The following is a 19,001-nucleotide window of genomic DNA, read 5'->3' on the forward strand; positions in this document are numbered from 1 at the left end:
AGAACTTACTTAGCCGATTTGGCTTTCTTCTTATTGGACGTCGATTTTTTGGGTTTTGCCGATTTCGTTTTGGTAGGATTCTTGGGAATCGTTTCCTCCACCATGCCTCTAAGTTCGGAGAATAAGGATAGACCGGAGAGTTTACCGGGAACAATCACATGAGTTGCTCCGTTGTTTCTCAATACTTCGGCTTCCTTAGGATCGTCCGTAGTAAGAATGATTTTAGGTTGGTGGTGGCGACAGATGCTCTTTAGGGATTCCAAGAGTCTACGGTTAGTGGTTCCTTTCAGAATCATATCCGAAACCGTACATACTACATATCTTGCTTCTTCGATTCCTAAATGGTGTAGGCTTTCCGGATTCGCCAGATCTCCATAGGCCCAACGAATTCCTTTGGACTCCAGAGTTTGTCTGTAGATAGGATTGAAATCCACGACCAGGATACGCTTTAACCAGGAAGGCCTGTCTTCTTCTATTCCGTCTATTAATCCCTGAGCAATTCGAAAATAACCGAGAACTACGATATCTCTTTTGGTCTCTCCGGTGATTTGGGATTCCAAAGGTTCTCTTTTTTCTCGGATTCCGAAAACGGAAAGAATGGAGAGAATCCCGCGAGCGATCGTATCGTTAAATAGGATCACGTAGGTGGAAATAATGGAAGCGATGATCATGGAAGTGAGAACGATCGCCTGTAATTCCTTACCGATATGAGCTTTTTGCACCCCTAATGCCAGAATTACTAAAGAGAACTCGGAGATCTGAGCCAAGTTCAAACCTGCGATGATCCCCGCTCTTAGTCCTTTACCGGAGAAGAATACGGTAGGAGCCACGATCAGGACCCGGCTTGCGAGAACGAATCCCACCGCCAAGAATGCGATTCCCAAATCGTTGGGAGAAGGAGCCTGGATCTTCATGCCCAACGCTACAAAGAATAGAGTGATGAAGAAGTCGCGGATTCCGGAGAGTTTGCTGATCACGTCCGCACCGTAGGGGAAAGCGGCGATACTAACTCCTGCGATGAGAGCTCCCATTTCTTTGGAGAGTTCCGCCTTCTCCGCTACGCCGCAGAGGAAGAAACACCAAGCGATGGAAGTGATAAGCACGAGTTCCGGTTTTGCCGCCGCAAATAAGAAAAGTCTGGAGAGAAGGAAACGGCTTATGAGGAATGCGATCGCTACTAATGCAAGACCCTTTCCCAAGGAGCCTAAAACGTTCCAGATCTGAGGATCCTGTAAGTCGGGTTGGATCCCCATAAATAGAATGGCCCAGATATCCTGTAATACGAGTACTCCGATCGTCAATCGCCCCGAGACAGTACTGATCTCGAATTTATCGTGAAGAACTTTTACCACGATCATAGTGGAACTCAAGGAGAGAGCGATCGCGAAATAGAGAAGGTCGAAGTTTCCAGGAACCGGAGGAAAGAAACCTCGGAATGCGAACCAGGCCATCCCCACGCCCACGAAGAATTGGATGACTCCCAAGGCGAACATGGAACTACCCATACGAGCCAGTTCCTTTAGATCGATTTCCAAACCGATGATGAATAGAAGAAGGATTAAACCGATCTCGGAAATCAATTCGATGCTGTCTTCGCTATGGACGTAACCAATATGCAGTTTGGAGTCGATGAAAGGTCCGAATAGCGGTCCGATAAAAAGTCCCGCGACTACATAGCCCAGAACCAAGGGCTGCTTCATCGCTTTCGCGATATGGGAAAAGAGAGTCGCAAATATGATGCTTAATGCGATGTCGGTTAATAGGCTGAGGGAATGTTCCATCTTTGCGTTAGGTCTCTCCGTTCGATAATAATTGAAATTGGAACGATAAAACAAAAAGAATAGGAGGAAGAAAGGAAGTCGATCATTTCTCCCGTTTTTGCATCATCGAATCGTCGCCAAACGATCGCCTACAGGCTTTTTATCTGGAACTTTCTAGCCGGAAATGGTTTAAAAATTCAAGATATTCTATTTTTATTCTTGGGTCTTGAATAAATCCTTAACCGCATCCTTTGCCTTGGACTGATTATAGTCCTCTCGGTCGATCAGGACGAAATCCAAATTCTCTTTTTCGATTCTCGCGAGTATCTTAGCGATATCGGCCGGAGATTTCAGATTCGTGGCCAAATATTTGAATTTCGTACCACATTCGGGGCAGGATTTATCCTTTGTGTAATTCAATCCGAGGTGCTTACATTTTCCGCAGGTGCCGTAGAGATCGTCGATGATCATCAATTGGGAAGTGATCTCGCTAACGCTTAATTTTTCCCATACGCGGATGTATTTTTTATCCTCGACTTGCATGTGTTCAAATGAGGGTTTTTCTTAGGATTCGTCAAGGGTTTTACGGATCGCCTGGGATATAGTGTCCGAAGCTTCCATCATTTGCGCTTTAGTGATGCACAATGGAGGAGCGAATCGGATCGTATGGTCATGAGTCTGTTTCGCAAGTACCCCATCTTCCATAAGACGATAGCAGATTTTTTTCGCGATAGGATTTCCCTGCTTATTGGGGAAAAATTCCACTGCGTTTAACAATCCCTTACCTCGGACTTCCTTTATTTTGTCCGGAAAGGATTCTCTCAACAGTTGCATGGATTCTCTGAACTCGATTCCCCGGGCTTCCGCATTTTCGGAAAGTTTCTCTTCTAAAAGCACTTGGACAGCCGTTTTTGCGACGGCCGCTCCTAAGGGATTTCCCCCGAAGGTGGAACCGTGAGTGCCGGGCTTTAAAGTAAGAATGATCTCATCCGAGGCCAGGGTAGCGGAGACGGGCATTGTTCCTCCGGAAAGGGCCTTGCCTAAAACTAAAATATCCGGCTTTACGTTTTCGTGATCCGAGGCCAGGAGTTTCCCGGTTCTTCCGAGTCCCGTCTGGATTTCGTCCAATATGAGCAGAATTTTTTTCTCGGAGCAGATCCTTCTGATTTCCCGTAAATATCCGGAGTCGGGGAGAAGAACTCCCGCTTCTCCTTGGATAGGTTCGACCATGAATGCGCAAACATTCGGATTTTCTAATTCTTTTTCCAGGGCTTTAGTATCGTTGAACGGAATCGTTTCGAAGCCGGGAACGAAGGGGCCGAAATCGTTTCGACTCAAAGGATCCGTAGAGGCGGAGATGGCTCCGAGACTCCTTCCCCAAAAATTTCCGGAAGCGAATACTATTTTTGCCTTTTCGTCCGGAATTCCTTTTACCTGGTATCCCCATCTTCTCGCGAGTTTTACGGAAGTCTCGGCGGCTTCCACTCCGGTGTTCATCGGAATCATACGATCGAATCCGAAGGTTTCGCAGAGAAACTTCTCCATTTGACCTAACTGATCGTTGTAAAAGGCTCTGGAAGTAAGAGTGAGTCTTTCCGCCTGGGCTTTAAGAGTGTCTATGATTTTGGGATGACAATGTCCTTGGTTCACCGCGCTGTATGCGGACAAGAAATCGAAATATTTTTTTCCTTCGGTATCCCAAAGAAAGATTCCCTTACCGGTCTCCAAGACTACGGGTAAAGGTTCATAATTGAACGCGCCGTATTCTTTTTCCAAATCCAGATAAAATTGAGAGACCTGCGTGTGCATCGTTACTTGATTCTCTTTCGAATGAAGAGCTACAAGGAGATTTCATTATTTTACCTTGACTTTTATGTTTCAACTTGTTGAAAATTAGCGCATGAAGAACTTCTCGGTCCGTAATACAGGACTTTTTCTCCCGATTTTAGCAATTATGTTCCTTTCAAATTGCTTATATACGAACATAAAATCTCCGGGTTGGTATTATTCCCAGAGCTATTCCGATGTTCGGGGTATGGAGCCGGTAGGAAAATTAGAGGGAAGTTCCTGCGGAACCAGCTGGCTCTGGGCGGTTTATACCGGAGACGAGAGTTACGAGGCGGCAGTTCAGAACGCGGTTAAGGACAAAGCGGATCTTCTTTTCGACGTACAGACTGACTATAGTTATAAATCATTCGTCTTCGGATTGTATTTCGAGAAGTGTACCCGCGTATCCGGTATAGGGGTGAAACTTCCCCAAAGGTTGTTAAAGAAAGAATAATGTTTTCTTTTCAATGGAAAATTTTCCTTCTATCCGTTCTCGGTCTTATAGGATCCGCTGCCTTTTCTTGTGTTTCTCTAGGAGGAACCAGAGCCTTGGTACATAGAAATCCGGAACCTTACCCTACTGGTCTCGGCTTTCCTCCCGAAAACGATGTGAGTATCAACGGAGTGCATTTTAGGGATCCGTCCATCCATTTCGGATCCGCCTCCACCAAATTAAGAACCGGGGCCTTTGACGGTTTGATCCGCAGCATTAGTTCTCTCCCGCATAAGGATATGTTTCACGTTTCTTTGGACGGTTGGGACTGGTCCCGACATAGGATCGTGAAATTTTCCGGCGAAAGCAAGGGTTGTCAGATGGGCATGAGATTGTTCCTACCTATTAAACGAGGGTCTAATGAGGCTTTCATTCCCATCCATTTCGTGTTCGGGCAAAAAAGTTTTTACGAAGAATTGCAAGCTCAGATGGAATCCAACGGAATCGAAGCATTATTCGATAGTCGCCTGGACGTGGAAAATACCTCGTATATATTCGGTTTATTCAGACGGAAATGTCTCAGGTTTCAAAGTTATGCCATCCAAAAATTCTAATTTTCTTCCCTTATTGATTTCGGGGATCCTCGGGTTCTTAGGAGTCGCACTCGGCGCGTTCGGCGCCCACGGATTGAAATCCATCGTAACACCGGACCTTCTTCTCATTTATGAAACCGGATCCCGTTATCATCTGATTCATTCCGTGGTTTTATTCGTAATCGCACTCAGTGACAAATGGGGCGAATCCAAATCCTTAAGAGTCGGTTTCTGGGGAATCTTTATCGGAATCCTGATTTTCTCCGGATCCTTATACGGACTAACGATAACAGGATTGAGAATTTTAGGAGCTGTTACGCCGATTGGAGGAGTGTCCTTCTTGGTAGGTTGGCTTGCGATTTCTTATTCGGCTTTTTCTTTTAGAAAATAATAAGTCGTTTTTCGGAATCTAAGGAACGATAAGGCAAATTCGCTTTCTCGTTCTGTATCGTAAAAAAGAAGGAGAACTGTAGGTTTACTAAGAATAAATCGGACAGTATCTTAAGGATATCTTATGAAAGAAGAATATGATATCTACCAAATCGATGCATTCACCGATTCGTTATTCGCAGGGAATCCGGCCGCAGTCGTCTCTTTAAAAGGAGAATGGTTGCCGGATTCTGTTCTTTTGAATATCGCAGCGGAAAACAATCTATCTGAGACCGCTTTCTTTCGTTCCCGAAACGAACCGGGAGAATATGATCTGCGTTGGTTCACTCCCGGGGTGGAAGTGGATCTTTGCGGACATGCGACTCTCGCTACCGCTTTTGCAATCTACGAACTTTCTGCGGGTGGAAAATGCGATACCGACTCGGTTCGCTTTCATACCGCTAGCGGGGTCTTGGAAGTATTCCGAGATAAAGATACCTATTTTTTGGATTTTCCTTCTCGAGCTCCTAAGGTATCGAAACATGCCTTGGATCTTTCCGCTTATTTCAATATCCGACCGTCCTTTGTGGAAGAGGCTCGGGATATACTATTCGTCTTCGAAAAAGAATCGGACATCAGGAATCTGATTCCGAATCATGATGCGATCCGAACCTTACCGTTTTTCGCCGCGATCGTAACGGCTCCTGCGGATCCGGATAAACCTTATGATTTCGTTTCCAGATTTTTCGCTCCCGCAAAAGGAGTGCCCGAGGATCCGGTTACCGGCTCCGCTCATTGCACTTTGATTCCTTATTGGGCTTCTCGTTTGCAAAAGAAAAATCTAGTCGCTTACCAAGCCTCGCAAAGAGGGGGAGTTTTACTCTGCGAGGATCGCGGAGAAAGAGTAAGAATCGGAGGAAAGGCAAGACTCTTCCTTGAGGGAAAAATTAGATTAGAATAATTTCTAACCGCGATTTCTTCCTTTCAATCCGTGGAGTAGAATGTTGAGAATTTTCTCCGCAGCCTCCATCGCATTATTCTTGTCGATTTGTAATACGGGATTATTCAGTTGATACTCGTTCATCAATACTGAGAAGCCGTGCACAATGGACCAACTCGCGGTCGCCATATCCCTGGGATCGAAATTGGATCCATTATCCGCCTTACAGGCGAGAATGGTTTCCCAGAGTTTCAAAAAGGATTGTTTTCCGGCTTCCTGAAGTTCGATTAATTCTCCTATAGGCCCTAAATCCGTATGCCACATAGCTCGGTAATATCCTGGATTTCGAATGCAGAATTCTATATAGGCCATACCGATCTTATGTAGACGATCGAAAGGATCGTCTTTGGAAGCTGCCTTCTCCGCTTCCGTAAAAGCTTCGGTAATTTTAATAAACCCTTCCTTGCAAATCTCGGCGAGTAAGTCTCTGTGAGAGGGAAAATGTCTATAAGCGGCGGCATGACTGACTCCCGCTTCTCTTGCGATTTCTCTGATGGTAAAAGCGGAATCTTTGCTTTCTTCCAATCGATTTAAGGCCAAGGATTTTAAGGTTTCCGCTAGATTTCCATGGTGGTAGGAGCCTTCCGGTTTCTTTATTTTCTTTTTTGCAGGCATAAAAATTTCCAAAAAATGTTGACATTGGTAACATACGGTGTTACCAATAGTAACATTAAGACGTCTTTCCATTTTAGCAAGCATTCCTTTTTAAAAAGAAAAGAATTCGAGGTACTTATGACTCCTGAACTGGTGTTTATGATCGCAAGCTGTTTCGCGCTTGTAGGTTGGCTTTTGTTGATCCTGATTCCTTGTACTAAGGTAACGGGTCTTTTAGTGAAGAGCGGACTTTGGTCTGCAATTCTCTCTCTTGGTTATCTGATCATTCTGAGTTTGAATTTCGGACAAGAAGGAGGTTTTCAATCTTTAGCAGCAGTCGCACAGCTATTTTCGAATCCCTGGGTACTTCTCGCCGGTTGGATTCATTATCTGGCTTTCGATTTGTTTCTAGGAGTATGGGAAGTCAAGGAGGCGGATGCGCTTGGAATCAGAAGATGGATCCTAGTTCCTTGCCTTCTTCTGACTTTCCTATTCGGGCCGGTGGGATACTTGATTTTTCAAGTGATTCGGATTGCAAAGGGAGGAAATCGTGCAAGTATCTAATGTTCTTTCTTCCGGAAAATCCAATTCGATAAACGTTCTTACATTATTGAAGGATTTGAACCCTAGGATGTTTTACGTGGGTGTGATCTCTTTCTTAACGGTTCCTCTGTTCATTCTACTTTCCGTAATCGATATTAGGGAAGTCGTCGGTGTGAACACCTGGATCAAACCGATCAAGTTCGCGATTTCGATCGGAATCTTTCTTTGGAGCATGGCATGGTATCTGGATCAATTGAAGGAATTTCCCAAGTTTAAAGAAAGGATCGAGAAATATTTTCTTATCTCCTTAAGTGTGGAACTGATTCTGATTACGATCCAATCCGCCAGGGGAGTACAATCCCATTTCAATCAATCCTCCCCTTTGGACGGAGCGATTTACAGCATAATGGGGATGTTCATCTTTCCCATGATACCGGTCGCTATATGGATGGACCATAAATTCGCTCGAATGAAATCCGATTTGGATCCTAGGATAAAAGTGGGGATTCGGTTTTCCTTATGGATCTTCGCGATTGCATCCGTGGTAGGGGTATTCATGTCGGCGAGGCTCGCACATTCCGTAGGGGTTCCGGACGGAGGACCCGGTTTACCTTTGGTAAATTGGAGTCGGAACGGAGGAGATATACGGATTGCGCATTTTTTAGGAATTCATTCTTTGCAAGTTCTTCCTCTAATCTCCTATATCGCCATCCGTAAGAATTGGAAAACGGCGACCGTTGGAATTTTGTCCTTAGGATTCGGACTTTCCGTTCTTGCAGTCTTCCTACATGCGATGATGGGAAGACCATTGCTTTAATCCGGATTGTCGAAACCTGTCATCAAATCCCGAGCGAATCTAAGAATTCGTTCGGGATTTTTATTTTTCTTAGGATAAAAGAAGGATCGATCGGATATCTGTCGGATCGGAACCTCGGAAGAATGGGAAATTTACAGAGTCCGAAATCCGGTAAAAGATCCGAGGCCGAAAATCTCAAAATCATCGAGGAAATTCTAAAACCCCATCCTGGAAACATTCTGAAGATAGTCGGCGAACTTAGGAAAAAGATCTCTTCTTTCTTTCCGGAATGGGAGGAGAGAGGATATCCTGTCTGGAAGGCGATAGGATTCCGGGACCCGAAACAAGGATATGTCTGCGGGATTTTTCCTTTTTCGGAAAGAGTGCAATTGATTTTCGAATGGGGAGTCTTATTTACGGACCCTAAAAAGAAATTGAAGGGAGAGACCAAACAGATTCGATATCTGGAATATTCTTCTTTGAATGAAATAGATTCGGAGTTGATTTTGTATTATTTGAGACAGTCTTTGGAACTTCCTCCGGGAAAGAAGGAGAAAGAATTCATTATCTCGGATCGCATTTCCAAGTCTCGCCCACCGAGTAAAAAGAAATCTAAAAGGAAAACGTAATGGAATATCTGCAATCGATCGCCATTTTTATTTTAGCCGGGTTCTGCGAGATCGGGGGAGGATATTTGGTCTGGTTATGGTATCGGGAAGGTAAACCGTTATATTATATGATCCTGGGGGGAATCGTACTTGCTGCTTACGGATTAGTGGCCGCTTTGCAAACTTCCTCCTTCGGAAGAGTCTACGCCACTTATGGAGGATTTTTCATCCTTATGTCTTTGGTCTGGGCATGGAAGGTAGACGGATTTCAACCGGACCGTTACGATATCATCGGATCCTTTGTCGCCTTATTGGGCGTCGGGATCATCTATTATGCTCCCCGTTAGGAATTTAACCTCTTTCCGTTCCGTAATAGAATTTTCCCTGTTTACGTATTAGATTTCGAGTGATCAAACCTTCTGCGATGATAAGTAATCCCTGTGCGGCCGCTTTCTTTTTCTCTTCCGGAATATCGTTTTGTTTCGCCATCAATTCATGAACGAAGGCTCTTCGTTTCGGTTCCATAACTCCTAACATAGAGCCGCAGACTTTTTTATCTCCGATTAGGAAAGCGAGAGCCAGAGTTTGGGGAGGGGTCTCGTTGCAAAGATAGTATAAGGCCAGGTTATCGAAGAAGGACAATTCTTCGAAGGACTTCAGGGTTAATTCTTCCTTTTCTTCTCCGCTCATTCGTATTGCTCCTCGATTTTTCTTCCTAAATATTCTACCAGATATTTGGAGTTCGGATCCTCTCCGGTGGCTTCCCGTATCAGGTCCTTGGCATCCAGACTTCTGCCCTTGCTATGTACGTTTTTTCTAAGCCAATCCAAGAGGGAAGAAGTTTCCATTTTCTTAAGCTTAGATAGGAAATCGGGATTTTGTTTGAGGAAGGCGGAATATAACTGGGCCGCATAAATGTTTCCTAGTGAGTAGGTGGGAAAATAACCGAAGGCTCCCCCGCTCCAATGCACATCTTGTAGGAAGCCTTGGGAATCGTCGGGAACGGATACGCCGAGCAATTCCTTCATACCTTCTTTCCAGGCGTTTGAAATCCCGGAGACCGGCAGTTCTTTTTTAAAAACGGCCCTTTCGATCTGGAAGCGGAGGATCACATGAAGGTTATAGGTGATTTGATCCGCCTCCACGCGAATCAGGGAAGGCTTGGATTGGTTCACATAAGAATATAATTTAGAAAAAGGTAAAGAAGACTCCGATAGTTTCAGCTTTTCGAGAAGAATGGGATAGAGTCCTTCCCAAAACTCCTTCGATCTTCCCACCTGGTTTTCCCAGAGGCGACTTTGGGATTCATGGAGACCTAAAGAGGCGGAATCTTTTAAAGGAGAAGGTCCTCCGGAGATTAAGGAAATTCCGGCTTCATAGAGTGCATGTCCCGTTTCGTGAAGAACGGAATATACCGAGGAGAGAGGGTCCGATTCTTCGTAGCGCGTAGTGATTCTCTTATCGTAGGAACCTAGAGAAGTAGAGAACGGATGAGCGCTAGGATCCAAACGAAAATCGGATTCGGGAAGTCCTAGAAGAACGGGAAGCCCCTGATTGAAAAGTTCTTGGGAGGAAACCGGAAAAGTTCCTACAAAGGGAGATGGAGCGTCCTTGGCCTTGGCGAGGAGTGGAACCAAGGATTTACGTAGATCCCGGAAGAGCGTTTCTAATTCCGAGGCCCGAGCGCCGGGTTCGTATTCTTCTAAGAGTGCGTCGTAAGCTTCCGTATCATAACCGAAGAAATCCGATTTTTGAAAAACCAAATCGATGATTTTAGATAAAACGGGGAGAAAAGAAGCCGCATCGTTTTTCTTTCTGGCTTCGGCCCAAACGGAATGTGCTTGGCTGGTCGTTTTGGAAAATTCCTCCACCCAGGAAAGAGGCAGACAGGCGGAGCGATCTAAATCTTTGAATAGAAGTTGCAATTCCCTTTCTCTCAGGGGTTTGCCGGGAAGAGATTTGCGTTCGTTTTCTTCTTTGGCTTTTTCCGCCAAACCTCTAAAAGAATCCGAAACGAACATTTGGTGAGCCATACCGGACAAGAGACTCAACTGGTCTCCTCTTTCGGCCTGGGCGTTTTTAGGAATGGCGACTTCCATATCCCAATGAAGAACGCTTACGGCGTTTCTCAGGTGGTAGATTTTTTTGAATTCTTCACGGTAAGCAAAAAAAGCCGGAAGTTCCTTTTCCCATAAATTCAGCTCGGATTCCCACATACAAAAATCACTCTTTTCGATTGACATCTCGCCCACCAGCCAAAAACTGACTGTATCCTATCGCGGGCATGGTGTAATGGCTAGCACCGTAGCCTTCCAAGCTTCTAGTGAGGGTTCGAGTCCCTCTGCCCGCAAAAATTTCCCTTACAACTCAATCAAATTTATAACCTTGTTCATATCTTGAGGGCTCGAACGGTTTCGGTAGAAAGCCTTCATAGTGATCCGTAGAGAGCGTCAATGAACGCTACCTGAGGCCGCCCCCATTAGGCGCAGCTGACGAACCGGTTAGCTCCATCAATTCAATTACTGCGAGAAGAGCGAGACCAATCGCGGCAAGAACTGCAACTATTTCGCTAAATATTACAAAGGTGATTCCAACAGTCATATTGAATATCTCTTCTATAATCGTAGACATCGCTATGTCACCTCCTAAGACTTCCGCCATCGCCTCTAATTCAATTGCAGCCGGAATCCCTGCAAATAAGGCGTATGATGCAGTTATGGCAGTAAACATTTCCTATCCTATATACAAATATTCTCGGTTTCGAGTGATAGCTTTTCCAAAATCACTTCTTTGGATAATCCACATCCTTGTACCATGATTTCTTGAATACGTTGCACCGCTTGAGTATTTCCCTTACTTTTCATTCCTCTTATATTCTAATTCTTGTTCAAAACCAACTGGACCATATAGCATCAAGAACAATGGTAATAAAGGGCCGCTTGTCCAAAGAGCCAGTGTATTTGAACCAGATACCTTATGATCACTGACCTTAAAAGAGAGGGTAGTAGAGCCTTTTTCAATTATCATTTTCGGACATATAAGTCGAAATCTCTGTATTCGATCCAGTCCGCATTTCGAATCCGTATACTCTTTGAAAACCTCCCTCCCCCCTACAATTTCCACGGAATATCCAAAAAATATAGTTAAGTAAGCAGAATTATAATTCCAAAATGCAAGACTAGTAGACTCTAAACTTAACATGCCGAAGAATTCTCCCGTTGGCATTCCATCGAATTGCACGGTATTCGAGCTGGTTATACCGTAGATTTTGGTAAAATATCCTAAGCAATTGTTAGGGTTTACACAATGAGGCACATCCTTAAAGATTTTAAATATGTATTTTATATTTTCTGTGGAATTATCAAATCGAATATAGAACTTACTTTTTTGCGCTACGTTGTAGTCAGATTTATACTTATCGGTTATATCGACATTAACCGCTGATGCACAACCCATCAAAAAGAAGGTAAAAGTTAGGATTGAAATATTGATATTCATTAGATTGTTCTTAGGATTAATTCCTTTAACGTTATGCAGTCGTGCCTCTTAATCCGATGGAAGCGATATTGCATAAAAACGTCAAATTTTCAAAAGCTTCATTCTTGAAAAGATATGCTAATGAGAAATATACGAGCCATATCAAACTTCCAATTCCAAAGTTAGGCTTTCTATATTTCCGTTTATCATTATTTTTTTTTAAAATTCTCCTGAAAGAATTTCAAGACTCAAAAAATAATCGCGAACAAGAGAATTAAAAAACCTAACTTTAGCATAAAATCGAATCTTAATTAATCAAGGAAAATAACTTAATTCAGCATTCCCAGGGTGACCGGATAAAGTTGATATTAAAAGTATACCAATAATAATTAAGAGTTTAATTATCAGCTACTTGGCCCCATTCCTCCGCCAGTACCCCCAAACATTCCGCCGGAAGACCAACCAGCCCAGCCCGTCGCTTTGCTTAATTCCAAAACAGCCATTAAGGCCAGTCCTATTCCACCAACGACCATTAGTGCTTCGCCTAAAGCAGTTCCTCCGATGAATTCTCCCACAGATTGAAGAATTTTTAAAGGTAGAGGTTTATATGGTACCCATGCTCCGAAAAGTCCCCATTGCGGAAGTAATACCCCAGATAAGAAAAGGGCATCCCCGCCTAAAGTAAAACGTAACTAGGTTATAAGATCTAAATTCTCTTCATCGCCCCTTGCCAAACTATTTCAAGAAACCATAAAGCCAAGTTTTTACATTAGAATGGCAAACAAAGTCGCCGTTTTCGACCGGCGCGTAAGTATATGAAAGGTGCTTTGGAAGCTTTTTGTTTTTTTCGGAAACCCAGCGTAAATTTCTTTTCCCGGGATCGATTTTCAATTCTATCATGCCTGTTCCGTCCATTAGGGATTCAAAGTGAATTATGTAAGACTCCTTTTCTTTTCGGACATCGGTGATTCTATAAACATATCCTTCATATTTGGATCCGAATTCGAAGGTGTCTATCAAGGTCTTGAAGTTCAGCGACATGTGCTCCTTCCAAGTCACATTTTCATCGCCGGCTACGAAGCTTTCCTTGGATCGTAAGTCAATTTGGCAATGCCCAGGATCAAAATTTCGGAATAGACTTTGCAGGTCCGCGTAAAGTTGTCTTCGAATATCCGGATTTCCAACGAATAAGGAGTTCTTAGAATCATAAAAACTCTCGTCGATTTTTCCGGCGTAACCGCTAAAGATCCATCCCGATTGCCCCTTAAAGTTCACAAACCACCAAGCGGCTTCTTGCCCATCTATATTATTCCTAACTCCGCTACTTAAGAATTCGAAGATCTCATTTTTAGGAATTAAGGTGATTTTTGTCCCCGACTTTGTGGGGTCTTTTCGAAGTATAAGACCGCTGTCCGTCCATACGAATCCTCTTTCTTTCGCTTCGCCGTAAACGAAGGAGAATGTTAAGAAGAATAGGATCCAGATTAGAATCATTCTGCTCATTACTTTCCTTTTTCCTAACTAAAAATCGTATCCAAGTACATCATGAAAACGAATCCGAAGATCAAAGTCAAAGCGGAGAAATCGTGGAATCCTCTTTTATGAGTCTCCGGAATAATTTCTCCTACAATGATAAACAACATGGCTCCTGCGGCAAACCCCATGGTCCAAGGCATGATCGGTCCGGCCATCGATACTGCCAGGCTTCCTAAAAGTCCTCCGATCGGTTCCACTAGGCCCGTAAGGAATGCGATCCAAAAGGATTTCCATTTGGAATATTTTATGGAAAGAAGGGAGACTGCGACCGCCAATCCTTCCGGTATGTTTTGGATACCGATTCCCGTCGCAAGAGAGATTCCGCCGGCCAGATCGTCTCCCGCGAAACCTACTCCTACCGCCATGCCTTCCGGAAAATTGTGGAGCGTGATTGCGATTACGAATAACCAGATTCTGCTTAGAGCTTTGCTATCCGGACCTTCCTTTCCGGAAATGAAATGCTCATGGGGAGCATATTTGTGAATGCAGAAAAGAGTTCCTACACCGAAGAGTAGACCGAAGATTACGATCCCCGCGATCGAGTTCTTGTTTTTGAAGTATTTCTCTCCTATTTGTAATGCAGGTAAAAGAAGAGAGAAGAAGGATGCGGCAAGCATGATGCCCGCAGCGAAACTCAATAATCCGTCTTCCAATCGAGTGGATAATTTACGAATCAGGAAAACTCCCAGAGCACCAAATCCGGTCAATAAACCGGCCCCCAAACTGGAGAGGAATCCGACTAGAACGATATTATGAGTCATAGACCGATTTCGATTCGGAAAAGGAATTTGAACCAGTAAAAAATTCCGCGGCAGGGATGCGAAAGGCGATAGTTCCGAGCGAATCGCTAGTAAGTATCCTAGAATTTTTCCGTTGCGAGGAATGAGCGTTAGCGAACCTGTAGCAGCCCGGTTCTTGCAAACGCAAGAAGCCGCCCAATAAAAAATTTCCAAATTGATTTAAGGTTTCTTCTGGACTTGTCTTCGTTTGGGTCTTTACTTTGGTCTCTATTCTTACTGCAGGTAACGTATGAAACTCCTTCCTAGATTGATTTCCGTTTTCTCGATTGTATTCTTAACGGGTGCCTTGTCCGCCCAAAACGAAACTTTGCCGGTCACGGTAAATTCTTGGCCCTCCGATTTCGCTTCTTTCGAATCCTTTAGGGATGCGAATGCAGGATCCCCCCAAGGAGCCGTTGTGGTTTTGATCGCCGCATTATCCGTATATTCCAAAAATGCGGAAGAGGGACGGAAGGCGCTGATCATCAGCTTGGATAGCAATTCCTTGGTTCAGGATACTTCTCCGAACGGTTACAAGGGATTTAACGTGAATCGAAATACGATCGATTTGGTTAGAAGGCAATTGGAGCAGCATCCGTATTTGATCGGATCCTATCTGCCTGGTTCCTCTTTCGGAAACGGCTATAAACCCGGAACTTCCCCTTATACTTTTAACTTAACTTCGAATAAATTCAGCGGCACCGAAGAATCGGGGCAAAGAAAATTATTCATTCCTTCTTCCGGCGCGGATACTCCTCGTCCGGTTACGGTAAAGAAGAATTCGAAAGGAGTTTGGAAGGCTTCCGAATTTTCCAGCTTACTTGTAGGAATCAAAAAGCCTACTACCTCGAATCCTGCGGACGATCTTTGATCTAAAAGGAATGCTCCCTGAGAAAGGGAGCATTCGGGAAGAAAATTAGGAAGCCTCTTTCTGGACCATATCTCTCGCGAACGCTTCTTCTAATTGGCGAATGGCGTTTTTGGAGAATGCGATCATTTCCTTTTCACTGTGACGTATCTTGTACTGTTCTAAGATCATCGCTTCATCGTAATTGCGGAACTTTTGGGTAAAGTATTCCACTTCCGAAGGCAGAAATCCTAAATCGACCAGAGTTTCCTGAGCGATCTCCAAAGAAGAAGCGAAAGTATCCCTTCGAATCGTTTCGATTCCTACTTCCAAAAGATCGAAGTAATGCGATCTATTTCTAGCTCTAGCGATGATTTTTAAGTTGGGAAAATGTTCCTTGGCAATCGTTGCGATTTTTACGGATAATTCCGCATCCTGAACCGCTAAAACAAGTATATCCGCTTGCGCCGCTCCCGCTGCGACGAGCAAATCCAAACGACTCGCATCCCCGTAATAAATCTTGTGGCCGAATTTTCTAGCGGAGTTCACTTGATCCGCGTTATGCTCCAACGCCGTGAATCCTACTTTATGTAAATAAAGCATCCTGGCTACGATCTGACCCACCCGTCCGAATCCTGCGATGATCACTCTATTTCTTTCATGAATAGGATCCGCCGGTCTTTCTTCCTGGACGTTCGTATAAGGATCGATCCATTTATCCTTGAATATGCCTACGAAAGGAGTGAGTAGCATGGAGACGGTTACGATTACGATCGAATAGTCCGCGATATTTTTTTCCAAGATGGATAATTGCACTGCTACGTTCAGGATTACGAATGCGAATTCCCCTCCCTGGGAGATGGTCACTGCAAGATTCGAAGAGGAGTCCGAATTCAATTTGCTCGCTCTTCCTATGAGGAATAACACGATTCCTTTTATAGAAAGAAGTCCGAATGCAAGTGCGAGTATTAGAAGCGGATTAGAGATGAGAATTTCCAGATTCATGGACATCCCCACCGCCAAGAAGAATAGTCCTAAAAGCAGACCCTTAAACGGTTCTAGGTTCGCTTCCAGTTCATGTCTATACTCCGAATCGGCGAGTAAAACTCCCCCTAAGAAGGAACCTAAGGCCATGGAGAGTCCGACTTTTTCCATCGCCAAAGAGACTCCGAGCACGAGAAGAAGGGAAAGCGCCACGAATATCTCATGGTTTCCGGAAGCGGCGATCATCCGGAATAGGGGCCTCATCAGAAAACGGCCGCTTAAGATGACTAGTATGATAGCAAGTAAAGCAGTTCCTAATTTATAAAGATCCAAGGACTCGTTTCCCGAACTATTCGAATTCATCGCTGCCAAAGGAAGAATCGCCATAATTGGAATCACCGCCAAATCTTGGAAGAGTAGAATGGCGAATGCGGATCGACCATGATTCGTTTTTAGTTGGTTCTTTTCCGCGAGAGATTGCAAAGCGAATGCGGTGGAGGATAGGGATAAGCTAAGTCCTAAAATGACCGAAGAAACCAGGTTCAGTTGGAATAGATAAGAAATACTCGCGGCAAGAATTAATGAGGTAAGAAGTACTTGGCTGATTCCCATCCCGAAAACCGGTTTTCTTAAGACCCATAAAGTTTGGGGTCTCAGTTCCAAGCCGATGAGAAAGAGCAGAAGCACCACCCCGAATTCCGCAAAATGCATGATCTCGGTGCCTCCGGTGACCAATCGGATTCCGTGAGGTCCGATCAATATTCCTCCGGCAACGTATCCTATAATGGATCCAATGCCGAATTTTTTAAAGATCGGAACGCAAAGAACGGCTGTTGTGAGTAGGATGATTGCGGTGACGATTAAACTTTTTTCTTCCATCAATTCGTTTCCTTTGGTTTTTCGTTCGGTTTACATTAGACTTTTTTCGACCGTAAATCTATTAGTCTTTCCTCTGCGATCGAGGCTAATCGTTCAAGAATTAAGTTCCATTCTTATTTTCTTTCGAATCCGAATAAATAAACCGGGAATTTAAGCCTCCGGGGTTTGAAAGAAAAGCTTGCGGGATGAGGGCGCAAAGATTCAATAACGAAGCCTTCCTTAGGCGTCCGTCGATGAGAGTTCGGTTTTTGAAATTCATTTGCATCTTTTGCTTTTCTTTCGCTCTGGTCGGATTGGAAGCGCAGGAGAAAAAGTCTCCCGAAACTCAGAAAATTCAGGAAAAGGAAATCTCCACTTCCGCAAAGTCGGTAGAGCCGCCGACCGAGGAAAAAAAAGAAGACGCTTATATTAAAGAAGAAGAATTGAAGCCCGCTTCGAACCAGAAAAAAGATCCCGTTGTGTTCGGATTCTTAGTGGACGGATACTATAACGCTAGTTTGAACCGGCCAGATTCCAAGGAATTACAGTATACTACTCAGGCGACTCGCACCAACGAATACAATATCAACCTCGCTTACGTAGACGCCAAGGTGGAGACGGATAAATACAGAGGTAGACTTGCTCTTCAATTCGGTACTTCCGTCGTCGCCAATTATGGAGGAGAAGGAACCACGGGTAAGACTTCCAACGAAACTTCGATTCGCAATATGCAGGAAGCTTACGGAGGGTTTCGGCTGGGAAAATCCACCTGGTTGGATGCGGGGATTTATTTCGGGCATCTGGGATACGAATCCTGGATATCCCACGAAAACTTCGTTTATACGAGAGCATTCTCCCTCGACTACGTTCCTTATTACGTTTCCGGAGTACGCCTAAGCGGAAAGATTACGGAAAAATTATCCTACCAATTGCATCTAAATAACGGTTACCAAGTCGTGACCGACAATAACAAGGATATCTCCGGCGGATTCAGATTAGAATGGAATCCCATAGGAAATCTAATGTTTCGATGGAACACATTTGCGGGAAACGAACAACCGACTGCGACTCCCAAGGAAATGAGATACTATAATAATTTCATCGCAGAATGGAAGCCTCTCGAGCATCTCACTTTGGCTTCTTCTTTCGATGTGGGATACCAAGAAAGGGCGAGTAGAGAGGACCTGGTTTATACGGATAACGGTCCTTTATACGTTCGTAGAGATAGTAACGCTTTTAGGCAGATTTATGTGGGAAATATCTGGTTTGCGTACCGGTTCCTTCCGGAATGGAGGATCGGAACCCGTTTGGAAAGGTATTTGGATCGGGAGCAAATGATTATCGTCACGAATAGCAAGGACGGTTTCCAAACAAGCGGAGCTACCGCTACTCTCGATTATATTCCGGATCCCGCGGTTTTAGTCAGATTCACCTACCAATACAGACGTTCTATGGACTCCATCTATCCGCATGAAACTCATACTTCCAAATTGGATAGAATGTTCATCTTCTCCTTATCCATTAAGATTTGATAAATTCCTCCAAATTTTCCTACCCGAAGTTCCCGGCGGAACAAGAAGTATCTTTCTTCCTAAGGGGGATTGCAAACTGGAAGCGATCGCGATCCTGTCTCTCTCACATACGTCCAGACAAGAAACTTCCACTACACGGACGGATTCGATTCCTTCCGATCTAAGAGCAGCTTTAATTTCTCCCTTTAATCTTGTCTTGCCGAAGGAAACTTCTCCTCGGATTTTAGAGGCGCATTTCGTGCAGATCAAGATCGCCTCTTCCCAATTCGCTTCCGTGTTTTCTAATGCTTCGCCTTCGGTCTCGTTCTTCGGATCGAATAAGGTTCTAAATTTCATTCTTTCTTCCCTTACAATTTAGTTGTTTCTCCTGCCGGATTCTTGGAATTAATTCGGGATCTATGAGAATTTTATATCCAGTCTCGACCGAGGTTTAGGCTCAAAAAAAGAAATGTACGAAATTGAAAA

General features: G+C 44.1%; 22 protein-coding genes and 1 tRNA gene. 11 read left to right on the forward strand and 12 right to left on the reverse strand.

The genetic code is table 11. The features are described from left to right. Positions 1-5 precede the first annotated feature (5 nt). The 3 genes from LEP1GSC061_RS15740 to rocD form a co-directional block, all read right to left on the reverse strand. Positions 6-1,781, reverse strand: a complete 1,776-nt coding sequence (locus LEP1GSC061_RS15740) for a cation:proton antiporter (protein ID WP_040509282.1) — start codon at positions 1,779-1,781, stop codon at positions 6-8. 192 nt (positions 1,782-1,973) lie between these two features. Continuing rightward, on the reverse strand, positions 1,974-2,303 hold the full coding sequence (locus LEP1GSC061_RS15745) for a hypothetical protein (RefSeq protein ID WP_016546272.1): 330 nt from the start codon (positions 2,301-2,303) through the stop codon (positions 1,974-1,976). Between the two features lie 21 nt (positions 2,304-2,324). Further along, the gene (gene rocD / locus LEP1GSC061_RS15750; protein WP_016546592.1) at positions 2,325-3,569 is read right to left on the reverse strand and encodes an ornithine--oxo-acid transaminase; all 1,245 of its coding nucleotides are present in this window, start codon (positions 3,567-3,569) and stop codon (positions 2,325-2,327) included. Between the two features lie 145 nt (positions 3,570-3,714). Between rocD and LEP1GSC061_RS15755 the strand changes: the two genes are divergently transcribed. The 4 genes from LEP1GSC061_RS15755 to LEP1GSC061_RS15770 all read left to right on the forward strand — a co-directional run bounded on the left by LEP1GSC061_RS15755 (position 3,715) and on the right by LEP1GSC061_RS15770 (position 5,943). Further along, positions 3,715-4,041 carry a TRL domain-containing protein gene (locus LEP1GSC061_RS15755; protein WP_100758273.1) on the forward strand — a complete coding sequence of 109 codons (327 nt, stop codon included), beginning with the start codon at positions 3,715-3,717 and terminating at the stop codon, positions 4,039-4,041. Further along, positions 4,041-4,634 carry a hypothetical protein gene (locus tag LEP1GSC061_RS15760; RefSeq protein ID WP_016546488.1) on the forward strand — a complete coding sequence of 198 codons (594 nt, stop codon included), beginning with the start codon at positions 4,041-4,043 and terminating at the stop codon, positions 4,632-4,634. Before LEP1GSC061_RS15755 ends, LEP1GSC061_RS15760 begins: the two co-directional genes overlap by 1 nt. Continuing rightward, positions 4,615-5,004: a DUF423 domain-containing protein gene (locus tag LEP1GSC061_RS15765; RefSeq protein ID WP_016546407.1), complete on the forward strand. Its 390-nt coding sequence runs from the start codon at positions 4,615-4,617 to the stop codon at positions 5,002-5,004. Before LEP1GSC061_RS15760 ends, LEP1GSC061_RS15765 begins: the two co-directional genes overlap by 20 nt. A 123-nt stretch (positions 5,005-5,127) precedes the next feature. Then, positions 5,128-5,943 (forward strand): PhzF family phenazine biosynthesis protein, encoded by an 816-nt coding sequence (locus LEP1GSC061_RS15770; RefSeq protein ID WP_016546294.1) that lies wholly within the window; start codon positions 5,128-5,130, stop codon positions 5,941-5,943. A 3-nt stretch (positions 5,944-5,946) separates the two neighbouring features. Here the strand turns inward: LEP1GSC061_RS15770 and LEP1GSC061_RS15775 are convergent, their stop codons facing one another. After that, positions 5,947-6,597, reverse strand: a complete 651-nt coding sequence (locus tag LEP1GSC061_RS15775) for a TetR/AcrR family transcriptional regulator (protein WP_016546402.1) — start codon at positions 6,595-6,597, stop codon at positions 5,947-5,949. A gap of 117 nt (positions 6,598-6,714) precedes the next feature. Between LEP1GSC061_RS15775 and LEP1GSC061_RS15780 the strand changes: the two genes are divergently transcribed. The 4 genes from LEP1GSC061_RS15780 to LEP1GSC061_RS15795 all read left to right on the forward strand — a co-directional run bounded on the left by LEP1GSC061_RS15780 (position 6,715) and on the right by LEP1GSC061_RS15795 (position 8,870). Then, positions 6,715-7,140 (forward strand): ABA4-like family protein, encoded by a 426-nt coding sequence (locus LEP1GSC061_RS15780; RefSeq protein WP_040509284.1) that lies wholly within the window; start codon positions 6,715-6,717, stop codon positions 7,138-7,140. Continuing rightward, positions 7,127-7,936: a hypothetical protein gene (locus LEP1GSC061_RS15785; RefSeq protein WP_016546450.1), complete on the forward strand. Its 810-nt coding sequence runs from the start codon at positions 7,127-7,129 to the stop codon at positions 7,934-7,936. The genes LEP1GSC061_RS15780 and LEP1GSC061_RS15785 overlap by 14 nt, the downstream gene beginning before the upstream one ends. 122 nt (positions 7,937-8,058) lie before the next feature. Beyond that, complete coding sequence (locus LEP1GSC061_RS15790) at positions 8,059-8,544, forward strand: DUF1801 domain-containing protein (protein ID WP_016546799.1); 486 nt, start codon at positions 8,059-8,061, stop codon at positions 8,542-8,544. Next, complete coding sequence (locus LEP1GSC061_RS15795) at positions 8,544-8,870, forward strand: YnfA family protein (protein WP_016546653.1); 327 nt, start codon at positions 8,544-8,546, stop codon at positions 8,868-8,870. Before LEP1GSC061_RS15790 ends, LEP1GSC061_RS15795 begins: the two co-directional genes overlap by 1 nt. A 4-nt stretch (positions 8,871-8,874) precedes the next feature. On the opposite strand, the gene LEP1GSC061_RS15800 is transcribed toward LEP1GSC061_RS15795, so the two are convergent. Then, on the reverse strand, positions 8,875-9,213 hold the full coding sequence (locus tag LEP1GSC061_RS15800; protein ID WP_016546366.1) for a hypothetical protein: 339 nt from the start codon (positions 9,211-9,213) through the stop codon (positions 8,875-8,877). Continuing rightward, positions 9,210-10,739, reverse strand: a complete 1,530-nt coding sequence (locus LEP1GSC061_RS15805) for a carboxypeptidase M32 (RefSeq protein WP_016546351.1) — start codon at positions 10,737-10,739, stop codon at positions 9,210-9,212. Before LEP1GSC061_RS15805 ends, LEP1GSC061_RS15800 begins: the two co-directional genes overlap by 4 nt. Positions 10,740-10,801: 62 nt before the next feature. Between LEP1GSC061_RS15805 and LEP1GSC061_RS15810 the strand changes: the two genes are divergently transcribed. Continuing rightward, positions 10,802-10,873: transfer RNA gene (locus LEP1GSC061_RS15810), tRNA-Gly, on the forward strand. A 110-nt stretch (positions 10,874-10,983) separates the two neighbouring features. On the opposite strand, the gene LEP1GSC061_RS15815 is transcribed toward LEP1GSC061_RS15810, so the two are convergent. The 4 genes from LEP1GSC061_RS15815 to LEP1GSC061_RS21950 form a co-directional block, all read right to left on the reverse strand. Beyond that, positions 10,984-11,253 carry a hypothetical protein gene (locus LEP1GSC061_RS15815; RefSeq protein ID WP_040508991.1) on the reverse strand — a complete coding sequence of 90 codons (270 nt, stop codon included), beginning with the start codon at positions 11,251-11,253 and terminating at the stop codon, positions 10,984-10,986. A gap of 123 nt (positions 11,254-11,376) precedes the next feature. Next, positions 11,377-12,021: a hypothetical protein gene (locus LEP1GSC061_RS15820; protein WP_016546582.1), complete on the reverse strand. Its 645-nt coding sequence runs from the start codon at positions 12,019-12,021 to the stop codon at positions 11,377-11,379. A gap of 714 nt (positions 12,022-12,735) precedes the next feature. After that, entirely contained in the window at positions 12,736-13,494 is a 759-nt protein-coding gene (locus tag LEP1GSC061_RS15830) for an SH3 domain-containing protein (protein ID WP_016546074.1), read from the reverse strand. Positions 13,495-13,517: 23 nt separating this feature from the next. Next, positions 13,518-14,297, reverse strand: a complete 780-nt coding sequence (locus tag LEP1GSC061_RS21950) for a ZIP family metal transporter (protein ID WP_040509286.1) — start codon at positions 14,295-14,297, stop codon at positions 13,518-13,520. Between the two features lie 268 nt (positions 14,298-14,565). Here LEP1GSC061_RS21950 and LEP1GSC061_RS15840 point away from each other — a divergent pair, with 268 nt between their 5' ends. Continuing rightward, positions 14,566-15,186 carry a DUF6935 domain-containing protein gene (locus LEP1GSC061_RS15840; protein ID WP_016546208.1) on the forward strand — a complete coding sequence of 207 codons (621 nt, stop codon included), beginning with the start codon at positions 14,566-14,568 and terminating at the stop codon, positions 15,184-15,186. A gap of 45 nt (positions 15,187-15,231) precedes the next feature. Here the strand turns inward: LEP1GSC061_RS15840 and LEP1GSC061_RS15845 are convergent, their stop codons facing one another. Beyond that, positions 15,232-17,025, reverse strand: a complete 1,794-nt coding sequence (locus LEP1GSC061_RS15845; protein ID WP_016546577.1) for a monovalent cation:proton antiporter-2 (CPA2) family protein — start codon at positions 17,023-17,025, stop codon at positions 15,232-15,234. A 233-nt stretch (positions 17,026-17,258) separates the two neighbouring features. Here LEP1GSC061_RS15845 and LEP1GSC061_RS15855 point away from each other — a divergent pair, with 233 nt between their 5' ends. Beyond that, a complete protein-coding gene (locus tag LEP1GSC061_RS15855; RefSeq protein ID WP_016546712.1) occupies positions 17,259-18,536 on the forward strand; it encodes a porin in 1,278 nt (425 codons plus the stop codon). Here the strand turns inward: LEP1GSC061_RS15855 and LEP1GSC061_RS15860 are convergent. Then, a complete protein-coding gene (locus LEP1GSC061_RS15860) occupies positions 18,519-18,872 on the reverse strand; it encodes a hypothetical protein (RefSeq protein WP_016546811.1) in 354 nt (117 codons plus the stop codon). The two genes, LEP1GSC061_RS15855 and LEP1GSC061_RS15860, sit on opposite strands and share 18 nt — an antisense overlap. Positions 18,873-19,001 lie beyond the last annotated feature (129 nt).

This window comes from Leptospira wolffii serovar Khorat str. Khorat-H2 (assembly GCF_000306115.2).
GTDB lineage: Bacteria > Spirochaetota > Leptospiria > Leptospirales > Leptospiraceae > Leptospira_B > Leptospira_B wolffii.